General features: G+C 69.8%; 18 protein-coding genes. 13 read left to right on the top strand and 5 right to left on the bottom strand.

Annotation, left to right across the window (positions count from 1 at the left end):
• Positions 1 to 26 precede the first annotated feature (26 nt).
• The 7 genes from lptC (at position 27) to spt (ending at position 7,387) form a co-directional block, all read left to right on the top strand.
• Positions 27 to 644 carry an LPS export ABC transporter periplasmic protein LptC gene (lptC, locus tag G3M57_RS09450; RefSeq protein ID WP_056752668.1) on the top strand — a complete coding sequence of 206 codons (618 nt, stop codon included), beginning with the start codon at positions 27 to 29 and terminating at the stop codon, positions 642 to 644.
• Positions 641 to 1,810, top strand: a complete 1,170-nt coding sequence (locus G3M57_RS09445) for a hypothetical protein (protein ID WP_056752665.1) — start codon at positions 641 to 643, stop codon at positions 1,808 to 1,810. Before lptC ends, G3M57_RS09445 begins: the two co-directional genes overlap by 4 nt.
• Entirely contained in the window at positions 1,807 to 3,168 is a 1,362-nt protein-coding gene (locus G3M57_RS09440) for a lipopolysaccharide biosynthesis protein (protein WP_056752662.1), read from the top strand. The genes G3M57_RS09445 and G3M57_RS09440 overlap by 4 nt, the downstream gene beginning before the upstream one ends.
• Positions 3,165 to 4,868: a fatty acyl-AMP ligase gene (locus tag G3M57_RS09435; protein ID WP_056752659.1), complete on the top strand. Its 1,704-nt coding sequence runs from the start codon at positions 3,165 to 3,167 to the stop codon at positions 4,866 to 4,868. The genes G3M57_RS09440 and G3M57_RS09435 overlap by 4 nt, the downstream gene beginning before the upstream one ends.
• A complete protein-coding gene (locus G3M57_RS09430; protein ID WP_056752656.1) occupies positions 4,852 to 5,835 on the top strand; it encodes an NAD-dependent epimerase/dehydratase family protein in 984 nt (327 codons plus the stop codon). The genes G3M57_RS09435 and G3M57_RS09430 overlap by 17 nt, the downstream gene beginning before the upstream one ends.
• 79 nt (positions 5,836 to 5,914) lie before the next feature.
• Positions 5,915 to 6,166, top strand: a complete 252-nt coding sequence (locus G3M57_RS09425; protein WP_056752875.1) for an acyl carrier protein — start codon at positions 5,915 to 5,917, stop codon at positions 6,164 to 6,166.
• 3 nt (positions 6,167 to 6,169) lie between these two features.
• On the top strand, positions 6,170 to 7,387 hold the full coding sequence (gene spt / locus G3M57_RS09420) for a serine palmitoyltransferase (RefSeq protein ID WP_056752654.1): 1,218 nt from the start codon (positions 6,170 to 6,172) through the stop codon (positions 7,385 to 7,387).
• Positions 7,388 to 7,536: 149 nt separating this feature from the next.
• On the opposite strand, the gene G3M57_RS09415 is transcribed toward spt, so the two are convergent.
• The 3 genes from G3M57_RS09415 to G3M57_RS09405 are packed head-to-tail and all read right to left on the bottom strand — an operon-like array spanning position 7,537 to position 10,456.
• A complete protein-coding gene (locus G3M57_RS09415; RefSeq protein ID WP_056752651.1) occupies positions 7,537 to 8,475 on the bottom strand; it encodes a hypothetical protein in 939 nt (312 codons plus the stop codon).
• On the bottom strand, positions 8,472 to 9,398 hold the full coding sequence (locus G3M57_RS09410) for a diacylglycerol/lipid kinase family protein (RefSeq protein ID WP_230983936.1): 927 nt from the start codon (positions 9,396 to 9,398) through the stop codon (positions 8,472 to 8,474). Before G3M57_RS09410 ends, G3M57_RS09415 begins: the two co-directional genes overlap by 4 nt.
• Positions 9,398 to 10,456 (bottom strand): CDP-alcohol phosphatidyltransferase family protein, encoded by a 1,059-nt coding sequence (locus G3M57_RS09405; RefSeq protein WP_230983943.1) that lies wholly within the window; start codon positions 10,454 to 10,456, stop codon positions 9,398 to 9,400. Before G3M57_RS09405 ends, G3M57_RS09410 begins: the two co-directional genes overlap by 1 nt.
• A gap of 156 nt (positions 10,457 to 10,612) precedes the next feature.
• On the opposite strand from G3M57_RS09405, the gene G3M57_RS09400 reads away from it, so the two are divergent.
• A complete protein-coding gene (locus G3M57_RS09400) occupies positions 10,613 to 11,536 on the top strand; it encodes a metallophosphoesterase family protein (protein WP_056752645.1) in 924 nt (307 codons plus the stop codon).
• Here the strand turns inward: G3M57_RS09400 and G3M57_RS09395 are convergent.
• A complete protein-coding gene (locus tag G3M57_RS09395; RefSeq protein ID WP_244322619.1) occupies positions 11,524 to 11,976 on the bottom strand; it encodes a DUF2141 domain-containing protein in 453 nt (150 codons plus the stop codon). The genes G3M57_RS09400 and G3M57_RS09395 overlap by 13 nt on opposite strands.
• Positions 11,977 to 12,100: 124 nt before the next feature.
• Here G3M57_RS09395 and G3M57_RS09390 point away from each other — a divergent pair, with 124 nt between their 5' ends.
• The 5 genes from G3M57_RS09390 to G3M57_RS09370 all read left to right on the top strand — a co-directional run bounded on the left by G3M57_RS09390 (position 12,101) and on the right by G3M57_RS09370 (position 16,743).
• On the top strand, positions 12,101 to 12,538 hold the full coding sequence (locus G3M57_RS09390; RefSeq protein ID WP_056752640.1) for an HIT family protein: 438 nt from the start codon (positions 12,101 to 12,103) through the stop codon (positions 12,536 to 12,538).
• A gap of 65 nt (positions 12,539 to 12,603) precedes the next feature.
• Positions 12,604 to 13,764: an LptF/LptG family permease gene (locus G3M57_RS09385; protein WP_230983944.1), complete on the top strand. Its 1,161-nt coding sequence runs from the start codon at positions 12,604 to 12,606 to the stop codon at positions 13,762 to 13,764.
• On the top strand, positions 13,761 to 14,825 hold the full coding sequence (locus tag G3M57_RS09380) for an LptF/LptG family permease (RefSeq protein ID WP_056752638.1): 1,065 nt from the start codon (positions 13,761 to 13,763) through the stop codon (positions 14,823 to 14,825). Before G3M57_RS09385 ends, G3M57_RS09380 begins: the two co-directional genes overlap by 4 nt.
• On the top strand, positions 14,826 to 15,977 hold the full coding sequence (locus G3M57_RS09375) for a hypothetical protein (RefSeq protein WP_056752635.1): 1,152 nt from the start codon (positions 14,826 to 14,828) through the stop codon (positions 15,975 to 15,977).
• A 4-nt stretch (positions 15,978 to 15,981) separates the two neighbouring features.
• Complete coding sequence (locus G3M57_RS09370) at positions 15,982 to 16,743, top strand: nucleotidyltransferase family protein (RefSeq protein WP_056752633.1); 762 nt, start codon at positions 15,982 to 15,984, stop codon at positions 16,741 to 16,743.
• Between the two features lie 13 nt (positions 16,744 to 16,756).
• Here the strand turns inward: G3M57_RS09370 and G3M57_RS09365 are convergent, their stop codons facing one another.
• A complete protein-coding gene (locus G3M57_RS09365) occupies positions 16,757 to 17,212 on the bottom strand; it encodes a hypothetical protein (RefSeq protein ID WP_056752631.1) in 456 nt (151 codons plus the stop codon).
• Positions 17,213 to 17,310 lie beyond the last annotated feature (98 nt).

Below are 17,310 nucleotides of genomic sequence, written 5' to 3'. Positions count from 1 at the left end.
CGGCCCATCGCCTTCAGTCCACGACCATGATCGCCATCACGCCCGCCGTTCCACGTCCTGTTCGCAAGAAGAACCGCAACCGCCATCGCAAACCGGTGCGCGTGCTGCGGACCGTTCTGCCCGCCGTCGCCATCGGCATGACGGTCGCGATCGTCGGTCAGGGCGTGATCCGCGCCATGGAGGTCAAGTCCGCCCCGCCCGCCGCCGTCGCGCCCCTGCGCATGGATAATCCGCGCTTCACCGGCACCCTGAAGGACGGCCGGGCCTTCCTGATCACCGCGACCTCGGCGACGCGCGACCTGAACAACACCGACCAGGTGTTCCTGAAGAACCCGCAACTGACCCGCGGCTATGGTTCGGATCGCCCGACCCACGTGGTCTCCAAGGACGGGGCCTACCAGGAGGAAAAGGGCTCGCTGCTGCTGACCGGCGACGTCAAGATCGACAACGGCCAGGGCTACCAGTTCGCTTCGCAGAAGGCCCTGGTCGACACCCGCACCGGCGACCTGGTGGGCGGGGCCGCGGTCGAGGGCGCGGGCCCGAACAACCGCGCCATCCGCGCCGACAGCTATTCGGTCAGCGACAAGGGCGACCGGGTGCTGTTCAAGGGCCGGGTGCGCACGCGCCTCACGCCGCAACAGTGATCACCTCCGCCTCGAAGGGCCGTGGAGAGCGGCCCAGCGTCTGTTTCCTCTACATCGCCCAGACCCACCAGATCCTCCACAGCCTGCCGATCGCCATCGCCCTGGCCAGGGGCTGGCCCGACATCGACGTGCACATCGCCACGACTACCCAGGAGCACCTGGACTATGTGCGCGCGCTGCTGGAGACCTTGAAGGTTCCGCCGATCCCCTCGCGCCTGCTGCCGCCCGCCTGGCTGCGGGATCTGCGGCTGAAGGGCGCGGCCACGCCGCCCAAGGCCCTGATGCTGGCGGCCAACGCCCGTCGCCTGGGCCGCTACGACGCCGTGGTCACCCCCGAACGCACCACGGCCCTGCTGCGCAAGTTGGGCGTGCGGGACACCAGGCTGGTCTACACCCAGCACGGCGCGGGCGACCGCGGCGGACCGTTCGAGCCGCGCCTCAAGCAGTTCGACCTGGTGATGGCGGCCGGCCCCAAGCAGCGCGACCGCATGCTCGCCGAGGGCTGGGTCACGCCAGAGACCTGCGCCATGGTCGGCTATCCCAAGTTCGACATCATCGACGCCCTGCCGTCCTCGCCGCTGCCGACCTTTCCGCAGGCCAAGCCGGTGGTGCTGTACAACCCGCATTTCCACCCGACCCTGGGCTCCTGGCCACGCTGGGGACGCGAGGTTCTCGAGCAATTCGCGGCGGACGAGCGTTACAATCTGATCTTCGCGCCCCATATCCGGCTCTTCGAAGGCGCGGACGCCAGGACGATCGAGGCCTTGGGGCCGTTCGTCGACCACCCGCGCATCCATCTCGACCTGGGCGGGCCGGCGGCGATCGACATGACCTACACCCGCGCGGCCGACATCTATCTGGGCGACGTCTCCAGCCAGGTCTACGAGTTCCTGCGCACGCCCAAGCCGTGCCTGTTCCTCAACGCCAGCGGCGCGGCCTGGCGCGGCGACGAGAGCTTCCATCACTGGCGCTACGGCCCTGTGCTCGACCGCGCGGAGGGCGTCGTCGACGCCGTCGCCTCCGCCCAGCGGGGGCACGGCGACTATGTCGAGGCCCAGCAGAAGGGCTTCGCCGAAAGCTTCGACCTGCGGGAAACGCCCTCCTCGGTCCGCGCCGCCCAGGCGATCGTCGAGCGCCTGTCTTCGAGATCTCGACGCCTCCGATGAGCAGCGAACCCAATGTTCTCAAACGGGTCCTGGCCAATGCCGGAACCCTGCTCGGCGGCCGTACGGTCAACGCCGTGGTCGGGCTGGCCTATATCGCCCTGACCGCGCGCGGCCTGGGCAAGGAGCTGATGGGCGTGATCGTGCTGATCAACGCCTTCGCCCAGTTCCTCGGCGAGGTCGCCAAGTTCCAGTCCTGGCAGACCCTGTTGCAGTACGGCGCCTCGGCCCTGCTGCAGGGCGACCGTCCGCGCTTCCAGCAGGTCCTGCGCTTCACCCTGCTGCTCGACAGCCTCGGCGCCGCCGTCGGGGTGACCCTGGGCGTGATCGGCGCCCTGCTGTTCGGCCACTTCCTGGGCTGGCCGGCGGCCCTGTCGCCGGCCGCCGCCTGCTACGCCCTGTCGATCGCGGTGATGGACTCGGCGACCTCGGTCGGCCTGCTGCGCCTGTTCGACCGCTTCCGGTTCCTGGCGGCCGAGCAGGCCGTCAGCTCGACCGTACGCCTGATTGGCTGCGCCCTGTGCTTTACGCTGCACGCCCCGATCGAGGCCTATCTGGCCGCCTGGGCCGCAGGCACGGTCACGGCCTTCGTCTATGTCAACAGCGTGGCCCTGTGGGATCTCAACCGCCGGCAGCTGCTGAAGGATTTCACCCTGCGCGGGCCGTTGTCCGAGGGGCTGCCCGGCGTCTGGCGCTTCGCCTGGGCCACCAATTTCAGCGGCACCATCGACACTGCCTTCAGCCAGGTGATCACCCTGGTGGTGGGCTCGGTCCTGGGCCCGGCCCAGGCGGCCATGTGGCGCGTGGGCCGCCAAGTGGCCGACGGCATGGCCAAGCCGGCCAAGCTGCTGGTCCCGGCGCTCTATCCGGAACTGGCCAAGATGCGCGCCACCGGCGGGGAGGACGCCATGCGCAGGCTGTCGCGCCAGATCGGCCTGATCGGCGGCGCGGTGGCCGGCGTGCTGCTGCTGGTCTCGATCCTGTTCGGCGACGACGTGCTGACCATCGTGATGGGCAAGCCGTTCGCCGCCGGGGCGGGCATCATGAACTGGCAGGTGGCCGCCGCGGCCATCGGCGTTCTGGCCATGCCGCTGGAGCCGATGCTGGTCTCGCTGGGCAAGGCCGGCCTGGCCCTGCGGGTGCGGGCCATGGTCTGCGCGGTCTACCTGGTCGCCCTGGTTCCGCTGATCCGCGCCGCGGGCCTGGACGGGGCCGGCGCGGCCCTGGTCGCGGTCGCCGCCGCCCTGGCGATCGGCATGTATCTGGCCCTGCGCCGCAGCCTGGCGGCCGAAACGGCCCGCCCCAAAGACGAACAAACTTGCGCCGAAGGTCAAAACGGCGCCAAAGGCCTCTCGCAATGATTACTCCGACGTCCTCCTCGCGAACGGTGAGATTCGCCGACTTCCCCACCCTGACGGCCGCGCTCGATTTCGCCGCGGCCGGCGAAACAGGGATCAACCTCTATTCGCTGCGCGGCGAGCTGGTCGAGGCCCTGCCCTACGCCCGGCTGCGCGAACAGGCGCTGGAGCTGGCCCCGCGCCTGTTGGCGACCGGCGCCAGGCCTGGATCCAGCGTCGGCCTGATCGCCGACACCGAGGCCGACTTCGTCCGCGCCTTCTTCGCCTGCCAGTACGCCGGCCTGGTCCCCGCGCCGCTGCCCCTGCCCGCGCCGCTAGGCGGCCGCGACGCCTATGTCGAGCAAATCGCCCGGATGCTGGACTCGGCCCACGCCAAGGTCCTGATCGGTCCCGCCGGCATGAAGGACTGGGTGGCCGAGGTCGCCGCCAAGGCCCCGCTGAACTTCGCCGGCGCGCTGGCCGACCTGCCCGACAGCAAGGGCGACGCCCTGCCGGACGTCGCTCCGGACAATACCTGCTACCTGCAGTTCTCGTCGGGCAGCACGCGCTTTCCGACCGGGGTGGTGGTCACCCACCGGGCCCTGATGGCCAACGCCGTGGCCATCACCCGCGACGGCCTGCAGGTGCGGCCGACCGACCGCGCCGTCTCGTGGCTGCCGCTGTACCACGACATGGGGCTGATCGGCTTCCTGCTGTCGCCCATGACCAGCCAGATGTCGGTCGACCTGCTGCCCACCGGCGCCTTCGTGCGCCGGCCGCTGCTGTGGCTGGACCTGATCACCAAGAACGGCGGCACCATCTCCTATAGCCCGACCTTCGGCTACGAGCTGTGCGCCCGCCGGGCCGAGGTGGCCTCGATCGAGCACCTGGACCTGTCCAAGTGGCGCAGCGCCGGCCTGGGCGGCGACATGATCCGCACCGGCCCCTTGCGCGCCTTCGCCGAGCGGTTCGCCAGCGTCGGCTTCTCGGACAAGGCCTTCGTGGCCAGCTACGGCATGGCCGAGGCGACCCTGGCCCTGTCGATGGCCCCGTTGGGCGGCGGCCTGAAGACCGAGCGGCTGGACGTCGAGCGCCTGGAGCAGCACGAGGCCGTCGTCACCGAGGACACCGAGCGCTCGCGGGAATTCGCCCGCAACGGTCCGGCGCTGCCGGGGCACCAGTTGGAAGTGCGCGACGAAAACGGCGCCGTGCTGCCCGAGCGCGGCGTGGGCCGCATCTTCGCCCGCGGCCCCAGCCTGATGCGAGACTATTTCGAGCAGCCGGAGGAGACCGCCCGCGTGCTGTCGGCCGACGGTTGGCTGGACACCGGCGACCTCGGCTACCTCGTCGACGGCGAGATCGTCATCACCGGCCGCGGCAAGGACCTGATCATCCTCAACGGCCGCAACATCTGGCCGCAGGACCTGGAATGGACCGCCGAGGCCGAGATCGACGGCCTGCGCAGCGGCGACGTGGCGGCCTTCTCGGTCCCCGGCGACGGTGAGGAAACCGTGGTGGTGCTGGTCCAGGCGCGCGGCGGCGACGCCGACACGCGCGCGGCCCTGGTCGAGAAGATCGCCGGGGTCCTGCGCCTGCGCCACCAGGTCGAGGCCCAGGTCCAACTGGTCGGCGCCCACGCCCTGCCCCAGACCTCGTCGGGCAAGCTCAGCCGCTCCAAGGCCAAGACCGCCTATCTGGCCGGCGCCTATGGCGAGCGTCCCTGACGTGATCGACGCCCGGGCCGGTCCGGTGGTCGCCGTCACCGGCGCCACGGGCTTCCTGGGCCGCCGTCTCGTCAGGGTCCTGGCCGAGCAAGGCTGGACCGTCCGGGTCCTGGCCCGGCGCGACATCACCGACCCGGCCTGGGCGGGCCTCGAACCGCAGCTGGTGATCGGCGACCTGGCCAACGCCGGCGCCCTGGCCACGCTCTGCGACGGCGCCCAGACCGTCGTCCACGTGGCGGGCCTGATCAAGGCGCGGGACCGCGCCGCCTTCGACCGGGCCAATGTCGAGGGCTCGCGGCGAGTCGCCCAGGCGGCCAGGACAGCCGGGGCGCGACTCATCCTGATCTCCAGCCTGGCCGCGCGCGAGCCGGAATTGTCCGACTACGCCGGCAGCAAGCGTGGCGGAGAAGACGCAGCTCGCGAGATTTTTGGCGGTGATCTGACCATCATTCGCCCGCCGGCCATCTACGGACCGGGCGATGTCGAGACCCTCAGACTGTTCAAAATGGCTTCGGAATCGGCGTTTTTACCGGTTTTGAGCCCAAAAACCCGCATGGCCTGGATCCATGTCGACGACGCCGCGGCGAAGATCGCGGCCCTGGTCAAAACGCCGCGCCCCGGGTTGCTCAGCTTGTCCGACAACCGTCCGGAGGGTTATGGCTGGGTCGAACTCATGCAGACCGCGTCCAAGGCGGTCGGCAGGTCGCCAAGGCTGGTGCGGGTCCCCTCGGGCGCGATCAAGGCTTTGGCGGTGCTGTCAAAATGGGCTTCATTCGTCACCGGGAAGGACACAATTCTCACCCCGGGCAAGGCTCGGGAGTTGCTTCACGCCGATTGGGGCCTATCTAGCAACGATCCGATTCCGGACTTTCCGCCGGTGAGTTACTCTCTCCAGGCGGGATTCGCGCAAAGCGTGCGCTGGTATCGTTCGGAAGGCTGGTTGAAGGATAAAAAGTCTCGGAAATAGTCGAATCCGGCGATTTTCGGTCGAGACGGCTGTTACAATTCGGTTATGTAGGACCTTGGTCGGGGATATCGTCGCGTCGATGGAAGCTGTTACGGATCTCACTTTACGTGAAATCGGCTTGGCTACGAGCAAGGTGCTCGGGCGCTCTGTCGATGTGACTAACGACACCCATATTGGCCGCGATCTGGCCGTCGATTCCTTGGCCTTGATGAACATCATCATGGAGCTCGAAGACACCTTCGACATCTCCATTCCTCTGGATCGCCTGGCTTCGGTGGAAACCGCCGGAGACTTGGCCTCCCTGATTAAAGACCTACGGAATAGGGCCTAAGCCATGGGGCTGTTCGACAAGCACCTCGCGTATCGCGACGCGTATAACGCGATCCGGCAAGCCGGCGCCGATCCCTTCAGCGTGCGCTTCGACGCCGTCGTCTCGCCCACCGAAGGCGTGATCAACGGCAAGCGGACGATCCTGCTAGGCACCAACAACTATCTGGGCCTGACCTTCGACGAGCAGGCGATCGCCTCGTCGGTCAAGGCGGTTCAGGAACGCGGCACGGGCACCACCGGCTCGCGCATCGCCAACGGCAGCTTCGAAGCGCACGTCGAGCTCGAGGAAGCCCTGGCCAAGTTCTACAAGCGCAAGCACGCCATGGTGTTCACCACCGGCTACCAGGCCAATCTGGGCGTGCTGTCGACGCTGGTCGGCCGCGGCGACCACCTGATCCTGGACGCCGACAGCCACGCCTCGATCTATGACGGCGCGCGCCTGGGCCACGCCGAGGTCATCCGCTTCCGCCACAACGATCCGGAAGACCTATACAAGCGCCTGCGCCGCATGAAGGACGTTCCGGGCGAGCGCCTGATCGTCGTCGAAGGCATCTATTCGATGATCGGCGACACCGCGCCGCTGAAGGAAATCGCCGCCGTGAAGCGCGAGCTGGGCGGCTACCTGCTGGTCGACGAAGCTCACTCGATGGGCGTGCTGGGCGAACATGGCCGCGGCCTGGCCGAGCTGGCAGGCGTCGAGGACGACGTCGACTTCGTGGTCGGCACCTTCTCCAAGAGCCTGGGCGCCATCGGCGGCTTCTGCGTCTCGGACATGGACGACTTCGACGTCATGCGCGTCACCTGCCGTCCGTACATGTTCACCGCCTCGCTGCCGCCGGCCGTGGTCTCCTCGACCGTGACCGCCCTGCGCCGCCTGGAAGAGCAGCCCGAGCTGCGCCACAAGCTGATGGCCAACGCCCGCCGCCTGTACGACGGCCTTTCGGCCATGGGCTTCATGACCGGCCCGACCTCCAGCCCGATCGTGGCCATCACCATGCCCGACACCGAGCGCGCGATCGGCATGTGGAACGCCCTGCTGCAGAACGGCGTCTATCTGAACCTGGCCCTGCCGCCGGCCACGCCGGACAGCCGCCCGCTGCTGCGCACCAGCGTCAGCGCCGCCCACAGCGAGCAGCAGATCGATCAGGTGCTGGCCGTGTTCGCCGAGATCGGCGTGGCCATGGGCCTGATCGAAGCCCCGCTGAAGCGCGTCTCGGCCTAGGTCGAACGTTCAAGCGCCTGAAACGCGAAAGGCCCGAGGGAAACCTCGGGCCTTTTCCTTTTTGGCGGGGACACGCCCTCGCGGCCTGTCCCCATCAGCATTCACGGAGCCTGGAAATGGGGACACGCCGCAAGGGCGTGTCCCCGTCCCTAAACGCTTTTCTTGACCCCATCCCGCGCCTCGCGCTGTCGCCATAGTCGCCACAGCACCCCCGGAGCCGCCAGCACCGGGTGACGTTCGCGCCAGGGCGTGAGGGCCACGGCCATGCCGGTGTGGCGCTCGATCTTCCAGGCGGCGTAGCGCGCCGCGCCGTCGAAGGTGAAGGCCGCCTTGACCAGGCGGGCGTAGTTCAGCGGCCGCCCCATCCGCCGGCGCAGGCGCCAGGCGGCCTGGATCCGCCGGCGTTCAGCCGGGTCCAGGGCAGGCCGGACCGAGTCGCCGGCCTCCAGGTCCAGCAGGCCGTCCTCCCGCCAGCAGGCGACCAGCAAGCGGTGGTAGCGGGCGACGTCGAAGGCCAGGATCGAGCGCTCGCGCCCGCCCTTCTCGACCCGGAATTCGGCCGCGTAGGTCTCCTGGAACAAGGCCGACCAGTAGGCCGCCGGCGGTCCTTCCGAGGGCCCCAGGGCCGCGGCGAAGCGGGCTGCGGTGCGGGCCGCGTCGGCCACGGCCTCGACCACCTGGCCAGCCACGGCCGGACTGGCGCTCCAGACCAGGCCGGCGGGCTGGACGAAGCGGGCCCAGATCGTGGTGTCGATCCCCCGCCCCCGTGTCGCCGCCTGGAACTGGGCCAGGGTCATGGTGGCCACCTTGGCCCGCAGCACCTGGCCGTCCAGCTCCAGCTCGTGATAGCTGACATCGGGCCACAGCAGCCGCGTGGCCAGGCCCCTCAGGCCCGGGCGCACGCCTTCGGTCAGGACGTAGAAGTCCAGCACCCCGTCCAAATCGCCGGTGCGCAGGATCGAGCCGTAGAACAGCACCGCCAGCGGCGCCTCGAACCGGTCCAGCAGCCGGGTCGCCAGGGCCACGGCCTGAGGCGGGGCGGGCGCCAGCAGTTCCTCGCCCACCAGGCTGGCGACAGCCCCGCTCATCCCGCCAGGAACCGCAGGGTCGGCCCCAGCACCACGGTCACCCCGCCCGCGCCGTCATAGACGTCGCCGTCGACCACCAGGGGCTGGTTCGTGGTGATCCGCAGCCGCGAGGCGTCGCCGCGCCGATAACCGCGCCGGCCCGACCAGGCCGACTCCTTGCCGGCCACCAGGGCCGGAAAGGCCCCCGGCAGGCCTCGGGGCGGGGCGTCGACGTCCAGGAACTTCAGCCCTTCGCGCGGCGGGCCGAACGGCTTGACCCCGAACGGCAGCCGCTTGAGCGTGGTGGCCAGGACCAGGAAGCGGTCGGCCGTGCGGGTCTCCTCGCCGTCGATCGCCAGGCACAGCGGCACGCCGGCCCGCCACTGGTCGCGCTTGCCGCCCATAACCGTACCGACCAGCGCGCCCAGCACGCTCATGGCCACGGCGATGCTGTGGAAGGCGCCGGTCTTGTGGACGGTCTGGGCCAGGCTGGTGGCGCGCACGAAGGCGCCCAGGCCGAACACGAAACCGCGCAGGCTGGGCCGCCCGTCGTCCCAGCGCACCTCCAGCGGCGCGCGGTGCTTGATCACCGCGGTCTCGGACCGGGCGGCGGCCAGGGCCTTGGCCAGGGTCCAGTCGCGCGGCACGCCCAGGTCGATGGCCAGGACGTTGGTCTTGCCCGACGGGATCAGGGCGATCAGCGGCATGGCCTCGCCGAAGATGGTGGCCGCGCGGCTGAGCACGTCGCGGATGGTGCCGTCGCCGCCGTCGATGACCAGCATCTTCACGCCGCACTGGGCGAAGGCCTGCAGGTCCTGTTCCAGCGCCTCGGGCGTGGCGGGCTCGACCAGCAGCACCGCGTCGGGCGTCTGGCCGGGCCCATCAGGCTCGGACCGCCCGATATTGGCGTGGCTCATCGGATTGCGGACGACGCCCACTCGCATCAGCGCGACAACCAGGAAACGACGGCCCCCTTCGGAGCCCCCAGGGCTTGCAGGATCTGCGCGGCGTGCACGACCAGGCAGATCGCCGTCCAGACCGCCACCGCCAGGAACCCGATGTCGGGACGGCCCGCCAGAACCGCAAGGGTCAGCAGGATCAGGTTGGGGTTGCGGCGGGCGGTGATCAGCCGGAAGAAGCTGTCGAACGGCCGCCAGGCGTGCATCTCGACCTTGAACAGGGCCAGGAAGATCCCCTCCTCCACCCGCTGCAGCACATAGCCGCCGACGATGATCGCCAGGGCCAGCGGGCCATGCGGCATGGTCAAGCCCACCGCGCCCACGCCGACATACCAGGCCCACCACCAGAACGGCGGATGGACCAGGTCGATGCCGTGGTCGAAGACGTTGCCCCACTTGGACGAGGTCAGGGTCACCCGCGCCAGCTTGCCGTCGACGGTGTCGAGGAAGGTCATGATCCAGGCGCAGACCAGGCCCCAGCCCCACTGGCCGGTCCAGAACAGCCAGAAGGCGGCCAGCACCAGCAGGAAGCCGATCAGGGTCACCTGGTTGGGGGTCATCTTCGCCAGGGCGCACCAGCGGGTGACGATCCGGGCGGGCGTGGGCCAGACGTACTTGGTCACCAGGTCGGTGACGCCCTTGTACGAGCCCTGGAACAGGCGCTTCTCGACCGCCACGCGGGTCTCGGGCGTCAGGCGCTCCAGCACCGGCGGCTCGCGCTTGCGCAGGGCGCTGTTGTAGGCCGAGCCCAGCTCCAGCGCCGTCAGGCGGGTGGCGGCCAGGGCGGTGACGTCCTCGCCGGTGTCCAGCCGCACAATCGCCTCGCGGGCTTGGGCGGCGGGGACGTTGACGGCCACCACTCGGCCGGTCTCGTCGACGAGGGCCACGCCGGGGCGTCCGGCCAGGGCCTTGATCAGCGACTCGTCGAACACCCAGCCGGCGTCGACCACGACGACGTCGCCGGCGATGAACACGGTCTCGGGCCCGGCCTCGACCAGGCCCACGCGGCGGTAGATTCGCGACAACCGCTCGGCGGAGCTCATGCCCCAGAGGCGGGTTTTAGCCTGGCCGACCGTGACGGCGGACGGGCCGGCGGCCTCATTTGGCTGATTTTCCGCGCTCACGATAGACAACCCCTTGAAACCTGGCGCGATTGATAAGCAGCTTCGGCCCCTTCCGCCAGAATCCGTGAACCAAACTTGTCGATATTCCGCCTCGCCCACCTCTCGGACCTCCACCTGCCGCCGCCCAAGGGCGCGTTCGGCTGGCGGGACCTGCTGTCCAAGCGGCTGCTGAGCCGGATCGCCTGGCGGCGCAAGCACCGGGAGCATCGGCCCGAGGTGCTGGAGGTCGTGATCGCCGACCTTAAAGCCCACGCCCCGGACCACATCGCCATCACCGGCGACCTGACGAACTACGCGTCCCAGGCCGAGTACGAGGCGGCCCGCGTCTGGCTGGAGGCCCTGGGCCCCGCCCGCGACATCACCGTCAGCCCCGGCAACCACGACGCCCTGGTCGGCGCTCGGGACGGCGACTCGTTCGCGGCCTGGACCCCGTGGCTGGGCGACGATGGCGAAGCCACCTTCCCCCAGGTGCGGCTGCGCGACGGCGTAGCGCTGTTCAACCTGTGTTCGGCGGTGCCGACCGCCCCCCATCTGGCCACCGGCCGCCTGGGCCAGGCGCAGCTGGAGCGGCTGGACGCCCTGCTGGGCGACCCGGCCTATGGCGACGCCTTCCGAGTGCTGCTGATCCACCACCCGCCGGTTCCGGGCGCGGTGGCCCGGCGCAAGTCGCTGGAGGACCAGGACGCCCTGCGCGCCCTGCTGGCGCGCCACGGCGCCGACCTGATCCTGCACGGCCACGCCCACGAAGCGACGGTGTCCACCGCGCCTGGACCGGACGGCGCGGCGATCCCCGTGCTGGGCGTGCCCTCCGCCTCGGCCCTGGGCGAACGCGGCCACCCGGCGGCGCGCTGGCACGGGGTCGAGATCGACCGCCAGGCGCAGGGTGGCATCGAGGTCAAGCTGGTGGCCCGCGGGTTGGATCCCGCCACCGGCCAGACGGGCGAACTGGGTCGCTACGTCCTGGTCCAGGCCGGCCGGCCCGCGATTCAGCGGACGTAGCGCATCTTCACGCGCAGGACCGTGTCGCCAGGCCGGACCGTGAACCGCGCAGCCTGGAACGTCGGCGCGCCGACCTTGCTGGGCGCGTCGTTGGAGAAGGCGAAACCCTCGACCGGCAGACCGACGGTATTGCGGTCGAAGTCCCGGTTGGCGTTGGCGTCGTGATAGACGGCCACGGCGTAGGCGTCCGGCTTGGGCAGGTAGAAGCAGGCCTCGGTCACCGGCGCGTCGGCCCTGGCGCGCACCCGCATCAGCTTGCCGTGCGGCGCCAGGAACCGCCGGGGATCGGACGGGTAGACGGTGACCGCCACCTCGCCCTGGCTGGACTTCAGGCGCGCCACCTGGACGATGAGCCGAACCCCCGTCGGGCGGCCCTCGCAGGTCCGGCCCGGGCTGGCGACGCCCGCGCCCGCGCCGCCGCCGGAATCGTCCGCCGACACCGGTCCGCTCACGAGGGCGAAAACGGCCAGAACCGAGGCGAACAACGCGGATCGTGCTTCCATGGAAATGACGGCGTCCCTATTGTAGGAGCAACGGCGGCGAACGCCCGGAGGCGAGGCCGACATGACCAATCCCACCGCTGAGAATTTCGGTTTCCCGCGCACCAAGGTCGCCGAAACCGACAGCTGGCTGATCCTGGTGCGTCCCAAGCAACCGACATTTGGGTCGCTGGTGCTGGTATGCAAGGAATCGGTCGAGGCCTTCTCCCAGCTGAGTCCGGCCGCCTTCGCCGACCTCAAGACGGCGACGCAGGGCGTCGAGCGGATGTTGGCCAAGGTGGTCGCGTACGAGAAGATCAACTACCTGATGCTGATGATGGTCGACAAGGACGTGCATTTCCACGTGATCCCGCGCTACGCGGGGACGCGCGAGCATGAAGGCCGGGTGTACAACGACGCCGGCTGGCCCGCCGTTCCCGCCCTGGGCTCGACGGTCGATCTGGACCTGGACGCCGCCGAGCGGCTGGCCGGGACGCTGGCCGAGGCGTGGTCGGCCGCGTGAAGAAGCCCATCCCCACGCCGCACGGCACCGCCCGCTTCCGGCTGATCGACGCCTATCTGCTGCGCATGCTGCTCTGGCCGATCGTCGGCTGCCTGGGCGTGACGGTGATCGCCCTTTTGCTCGAGAGGGTCCTGCGCCTGCTGGACGTGCTGTCGCAGAGCAGCGCCCGTTTCGGCTACGTGACCGAGCTGGCCGCCAACCTGGTGCCGCACTATCTGGGCCTGGCCCTGCCGGTGGCGTTCTTCGTGGCGCTGTTCATCGTCATCACCAAGCTCAGCGACGGCTCGGAGATCGACGCCCTGCTGGCCAGCGGTCAGTCCCTCACCCGCATCGCCGCCCCGTTCGTCTATGTCGGCCTGTTCCTGATGGTCTTCAGCCTGATCGTCTTCGGCTACATGCAGCCCTACAGCCGCTACGCCTATCGGGCGGTGATGCACGAGGCGATCAACGCCGGCTGGAACGGCAAGCTGAACGGCGGCTCCTTCATCGACCAGCCCAAGCTGCTGATGACCGCCGACGGCGCCGATCCGGCGGGCCAGCAGCTGACGCGGGTGTTCATCCGCCGGATGGACGCCGCCGGGCGGGAAGAGGTGATCACCGCCGCCACCGCCGACCTGCGCTCGGCCCCCGACGGCAAGAACGTCATCATGCTGCTGCGCCGGGGCCAGCGGATCGGCCTGGACGCCCGCGGCGAGTACCGCATCCTGGTGTTCGACCAGTTCACCACCAACGTCCCCCTGTCCGGCGCGGCGGCCCTGCTGCGCAGTCGCGGCGGCGACGAGCGCGAACTGACCCTGGGCGAGTTGGCCCGCCAGGCCGAGAGCCCCAACCCCATCGTGCCGCGCCCCACCCTGCTGGCCGAGCTGTACGGCCGCCTGGCCCGAGCCGCCTTCCTGCCCTTCCTGCCGTTGCTGGCCTTCCCGCTGGGCCTGGCCGCCAAGCGCGGCAACCGCACCCCCGGCCTGATCATCGCCGGCGTGCTGCTGCTGGCCTTCCAGCACAGCCTGCAGCTGGGCCAGAGCCTGGCCGAGTCGGGCAAGGCCATGCCGCTGGCGGCCATCGGCCTTCCGTGGCTGATCTTCACCAGCCTCAGCGTCTGGATGTTCGTCGGCAGCCGCAAGCGGCCCGGTCAGACCCCGGTCACCGACCTCATTCAGAGCTTCGGCGGCGGCATCAAGCGCTTCCGGCGGATGTTCCGGGACAAGTTCGAGCAGGCCGACGCATGAAGATCCAGCTCTACGTCCTGCGCACGGTCGGCACGCGCGTGCTCGGCGCGGCTCTGATCCTGTTCTCGATCCTGCAGATCCTCGACCTGCTGGAGGTGACCACCGACATCCTGGACCGCGGCCTGGGGACGGCGGGGGTGCTGTACTACGCCGCCCTGCGCTCGCCGCGGCTGATCGAGCAGGTCGCTCCGATCGCCACCCTGGCCGGCGGACTGTTCGCCTTCTCGCAGCTGGCCCGCGAGAGCGCGATCATCGCCATGCGCGCCACGGGCATCTCGGCCTACCGCATCGTCGGCATGGCCCTGCCCGTGGCCTTGCTGGTCATGGCCGTCGACTTCGGCTGCGCCCAGCTGATCGCCCCGCGCACCGATCCGGTGCTGGCCGACTGGTGGCAGGCCACCACCCCGGTCGCCGACCGCAAGGTTCCCGGTCCCCGCAGCTTCCGGGCCGGCGATGACCTGGTGATCGCCGGCGGCGCCTCGGCCGACGGCGGCGTCCTGAAGGCGGTCAAGGTCTATCGGCGCGACAAGGTCGGCCGGCTGGTCGAGCGCATTGAGGCGCCGTCGGCCACCTATGCCCGCGCCAGCGGCTGGACCCTGGTCAACCCCGTGATCGTCCGGTTCAACGGCGAGCAGGTGAACGTCACGCCCGCCGCCCGGATGGGCTGGCCTTCGCCCCTGCATCGGCAGGACGTCCAGGCCCTGTTCGCTGACAGCCCCGTGCCGACCGCCGCCACGGCCCGCCGCGCCCTGCTGAGCGGCGGCGGCGACCGTCCGAGCAGCTTCTACGAGACGCGCCTGCTGGCGGCCTTCGCCGGGCCATTCGCCTCGCTGGTCATGCTGCTGCTCAGCGCCCCGGTCGCCCTGGCCAATTTCCGCAGCGGACAAGGCGCGGTGCTGCTGACCGCCGGCCTGGCGGCCGGCCTGGTCTTCCTGGTGGTCAACGGCCTGCTGTCCGCGCTCGGCGAAGGCGGCTCACTGTCCCCCGCCCTGGCCGTCTGGGGCGGCCCAACCATTTTCGCGGCCCTCGCGATCTACGCACTTGTTGTCCTGGAGGGCTGAATGCCGTTCGACACCACCGATTCCGACCTCACGATCGTCCCGGTCGGCTCCAAGGCCGAGTTGAGGCGGTTCGTCGACCTGCCCAACCGCCTCAACGCCAAGGACCCCAACTGGGTCGTGCCGCTGATGTACGAGCGGATGGCGGCCCTGACGCCCAAGACCAACCCGTTCTTCGAGCATGCCGACGTCCAGATGTGGCTGGCCGTGCGCGGCGGCCGCGACGTGGGCCGGATCAGCGCCCAGATCGACCATCTGGCCACCGAGGTCGGGACCGGCAAGACCGGCAATTTCGGCATGATCGCCGCCGAGGATGATCCGGCGATCTTCAGCCTGCTGTTCCGCACCGCCGAGGACTGGCTGAAGGCCCGCGGTTGCGACCGGGCCCTGGGTCCGTTCAACCTGTCGATCAACGAAGAGGTCGGCCTGCTGGTCGACGGCTTCGACAGCAAGCCGATGGTGATGATGGGCCACGACCCGCGCTACACCGCCGCGCGGGTCGAGGAGCAGGGTTACGCCAAGGCCAAGGACGTCTACGCCTATGTCTGCGACCCACGCGCGGCCCTGCCGCCGGTGGTGGTACGCCGGGTCAAGCGCGGCCTGCCCGAGGGCGTGACCCTGCGCGAGCTGGACATGAGCCGCTACGACGACGAGGTCAAAGCCCTGACCGACATCCTCAACGACGCCTGGTCGGGCAATTGGGGCTTCGTGCCGACCACCGAGGCCGAGACCGCCCAGTTGGGCAAGTCGCTGAAGGACGTGCTGGACAAGCGCCTGATCCTGTTCGCCGAGATCGACGGCGAGCCGGCCGGCTTCATCGTGCTGCTGCCCAATGTCAACGAGGCCATCGAGGGCCTGAACGGCAAGCTGCTGCCGTTCGGCTGGGCCAAGCTGCTGTGGCGGCTGAAGGTCAAGCGGGTGAAGTCGATCCGCATCCCGCTGATGGGCCTCAAACGCAAGTTCGCCGACAGCCTGCGCGGCCAGGTCGTGCCGTTCCACCTGATGAACGCCGGCCGCGACGCCGGCCTGGCCCTGGGCTACGACAAGTTCGAGTTCTCGTGGATCCTCGAGGACAACGCGCCGATGCGCCGGATCTCGGAAGCCATGGGCGCGGAGATCTACAAGACCTACCGGATCTACGAGAAGGCGATCTAGGGCCGTGGCTGCGTTCCAGGCGCTGGTGCTGGCCGGCTCGCGCGGCGGCGTCGACCCTGTCGCCGCCTATGCCGGCGTCAGCCAGAAGGGCCTGATCGTTCTGGGCGGTCGCACGTTGCTGGCCCGGGTGCTGGACGCGCTGGACAAGGCCGGCGCCGAGCGCATCGGCGTCTCGACCAACGACGCGGCCCTGGAGGCGGCCCTGGCCGACGAGACCACCCGCGCAACGCTATCGCGCCTGCCCTCGGCCGCCGGCCCCAGCCAGAGCGTCCACGACGGCGCCCAGGCCATGGGCACGCCCCTCCTGGTCACGACCGTGGACCACGCTCTGCTGCAGGCCGAATGGGTGAGCGACTTCATGGCCGACACCCCGGCCGACGCCGACATCGCCATCCTGCTGGGCGAGGAGGCGCTGGTGCAGGCCGCCGCGCCGACCACCAAGCGCACCTACCTGGCGTTTCGCGACGGCCGCTATTCGGGCTGCAACCTGTTCTACCTGAAGACCCCGGCCAGCCTGCGGGCCATCGACCTGTGGCGCACGGTCGAGAAGCATCGCAAACAGCCGTGGAAGATCGCGGCCCTGTTCGGCCCCGTCACGCTGATCCGCTATCTGCTGGGCCAGATGACCCTGGACGAGATGGTCGCGCGGATCGGGCGCCTGGCGGGGGTCAGGGCCGCGGCGGTGCGGGCGCGGCACGGCTTGGCGGCGGTGGACGTCGACAAGCCGGCCGACCTGGACCTGGTGCGATCCCTGGTCGAGGGATGATCCCTCGCGCCGCTCAGCTGGTGGCGGCCTCGGGCGCGTTCCCTTCGTCCCCGCGATAGAACACCCCGATCGCGGCGACCCACAGCAGCGCCACGATCGTGGGGACGAACGCCACCGAGGACGGCAACGGAATGGGTGAGTTCGCCCCCAGGGTCGCGGTCCAGATGACGAACGAGATCGCCGAGATGACGATCCCCAGCACCTGAGGCTTTACGCCGCCTTTCGAGGTGGACTTGACGCGGACCACGACCAGGATCGCGATGCAGGCCACGGCGATCAGGATCAGGCCGATCAGCTTGCCCACGCCCGTGACCGAGGCCGGGATCAGCGCCACGGTCGCGGCATAGGTTCCCAGCGCCTCGGCGGGGATCAGCTTGGCCAGGCGCGAGGCCCAGCCGTCGGTGTTGGTGTCTTGCGGCGGTGGGTTGTCGCCGGGCTGCAGCGGCGGGCCATTAACTCTCAGTGACATGGATGCTCCCTCTCTCTTCAAAAATTTGGTTTTCGAAGCAGGACGCCGCCGTCGCGACTTGCCGACGCGATACTGAGCCATCCACGCGCGCCGTCCTC

The organism is Caulobacter rhizosphaerae, assembly GCF_010977555.1.
GTDB lineage: Bacteria > Pseudomonadota > Alphaproteobacteria > Caulobacterales > Caulobacteraceae > Caulobacter > Caulobacter rhizosphaerae.
The sequence above is the reverse complement of the archived record's forward strand: the minus strand, read 5'-3'. Positions and strand labels throughout refer to the sequence as shown.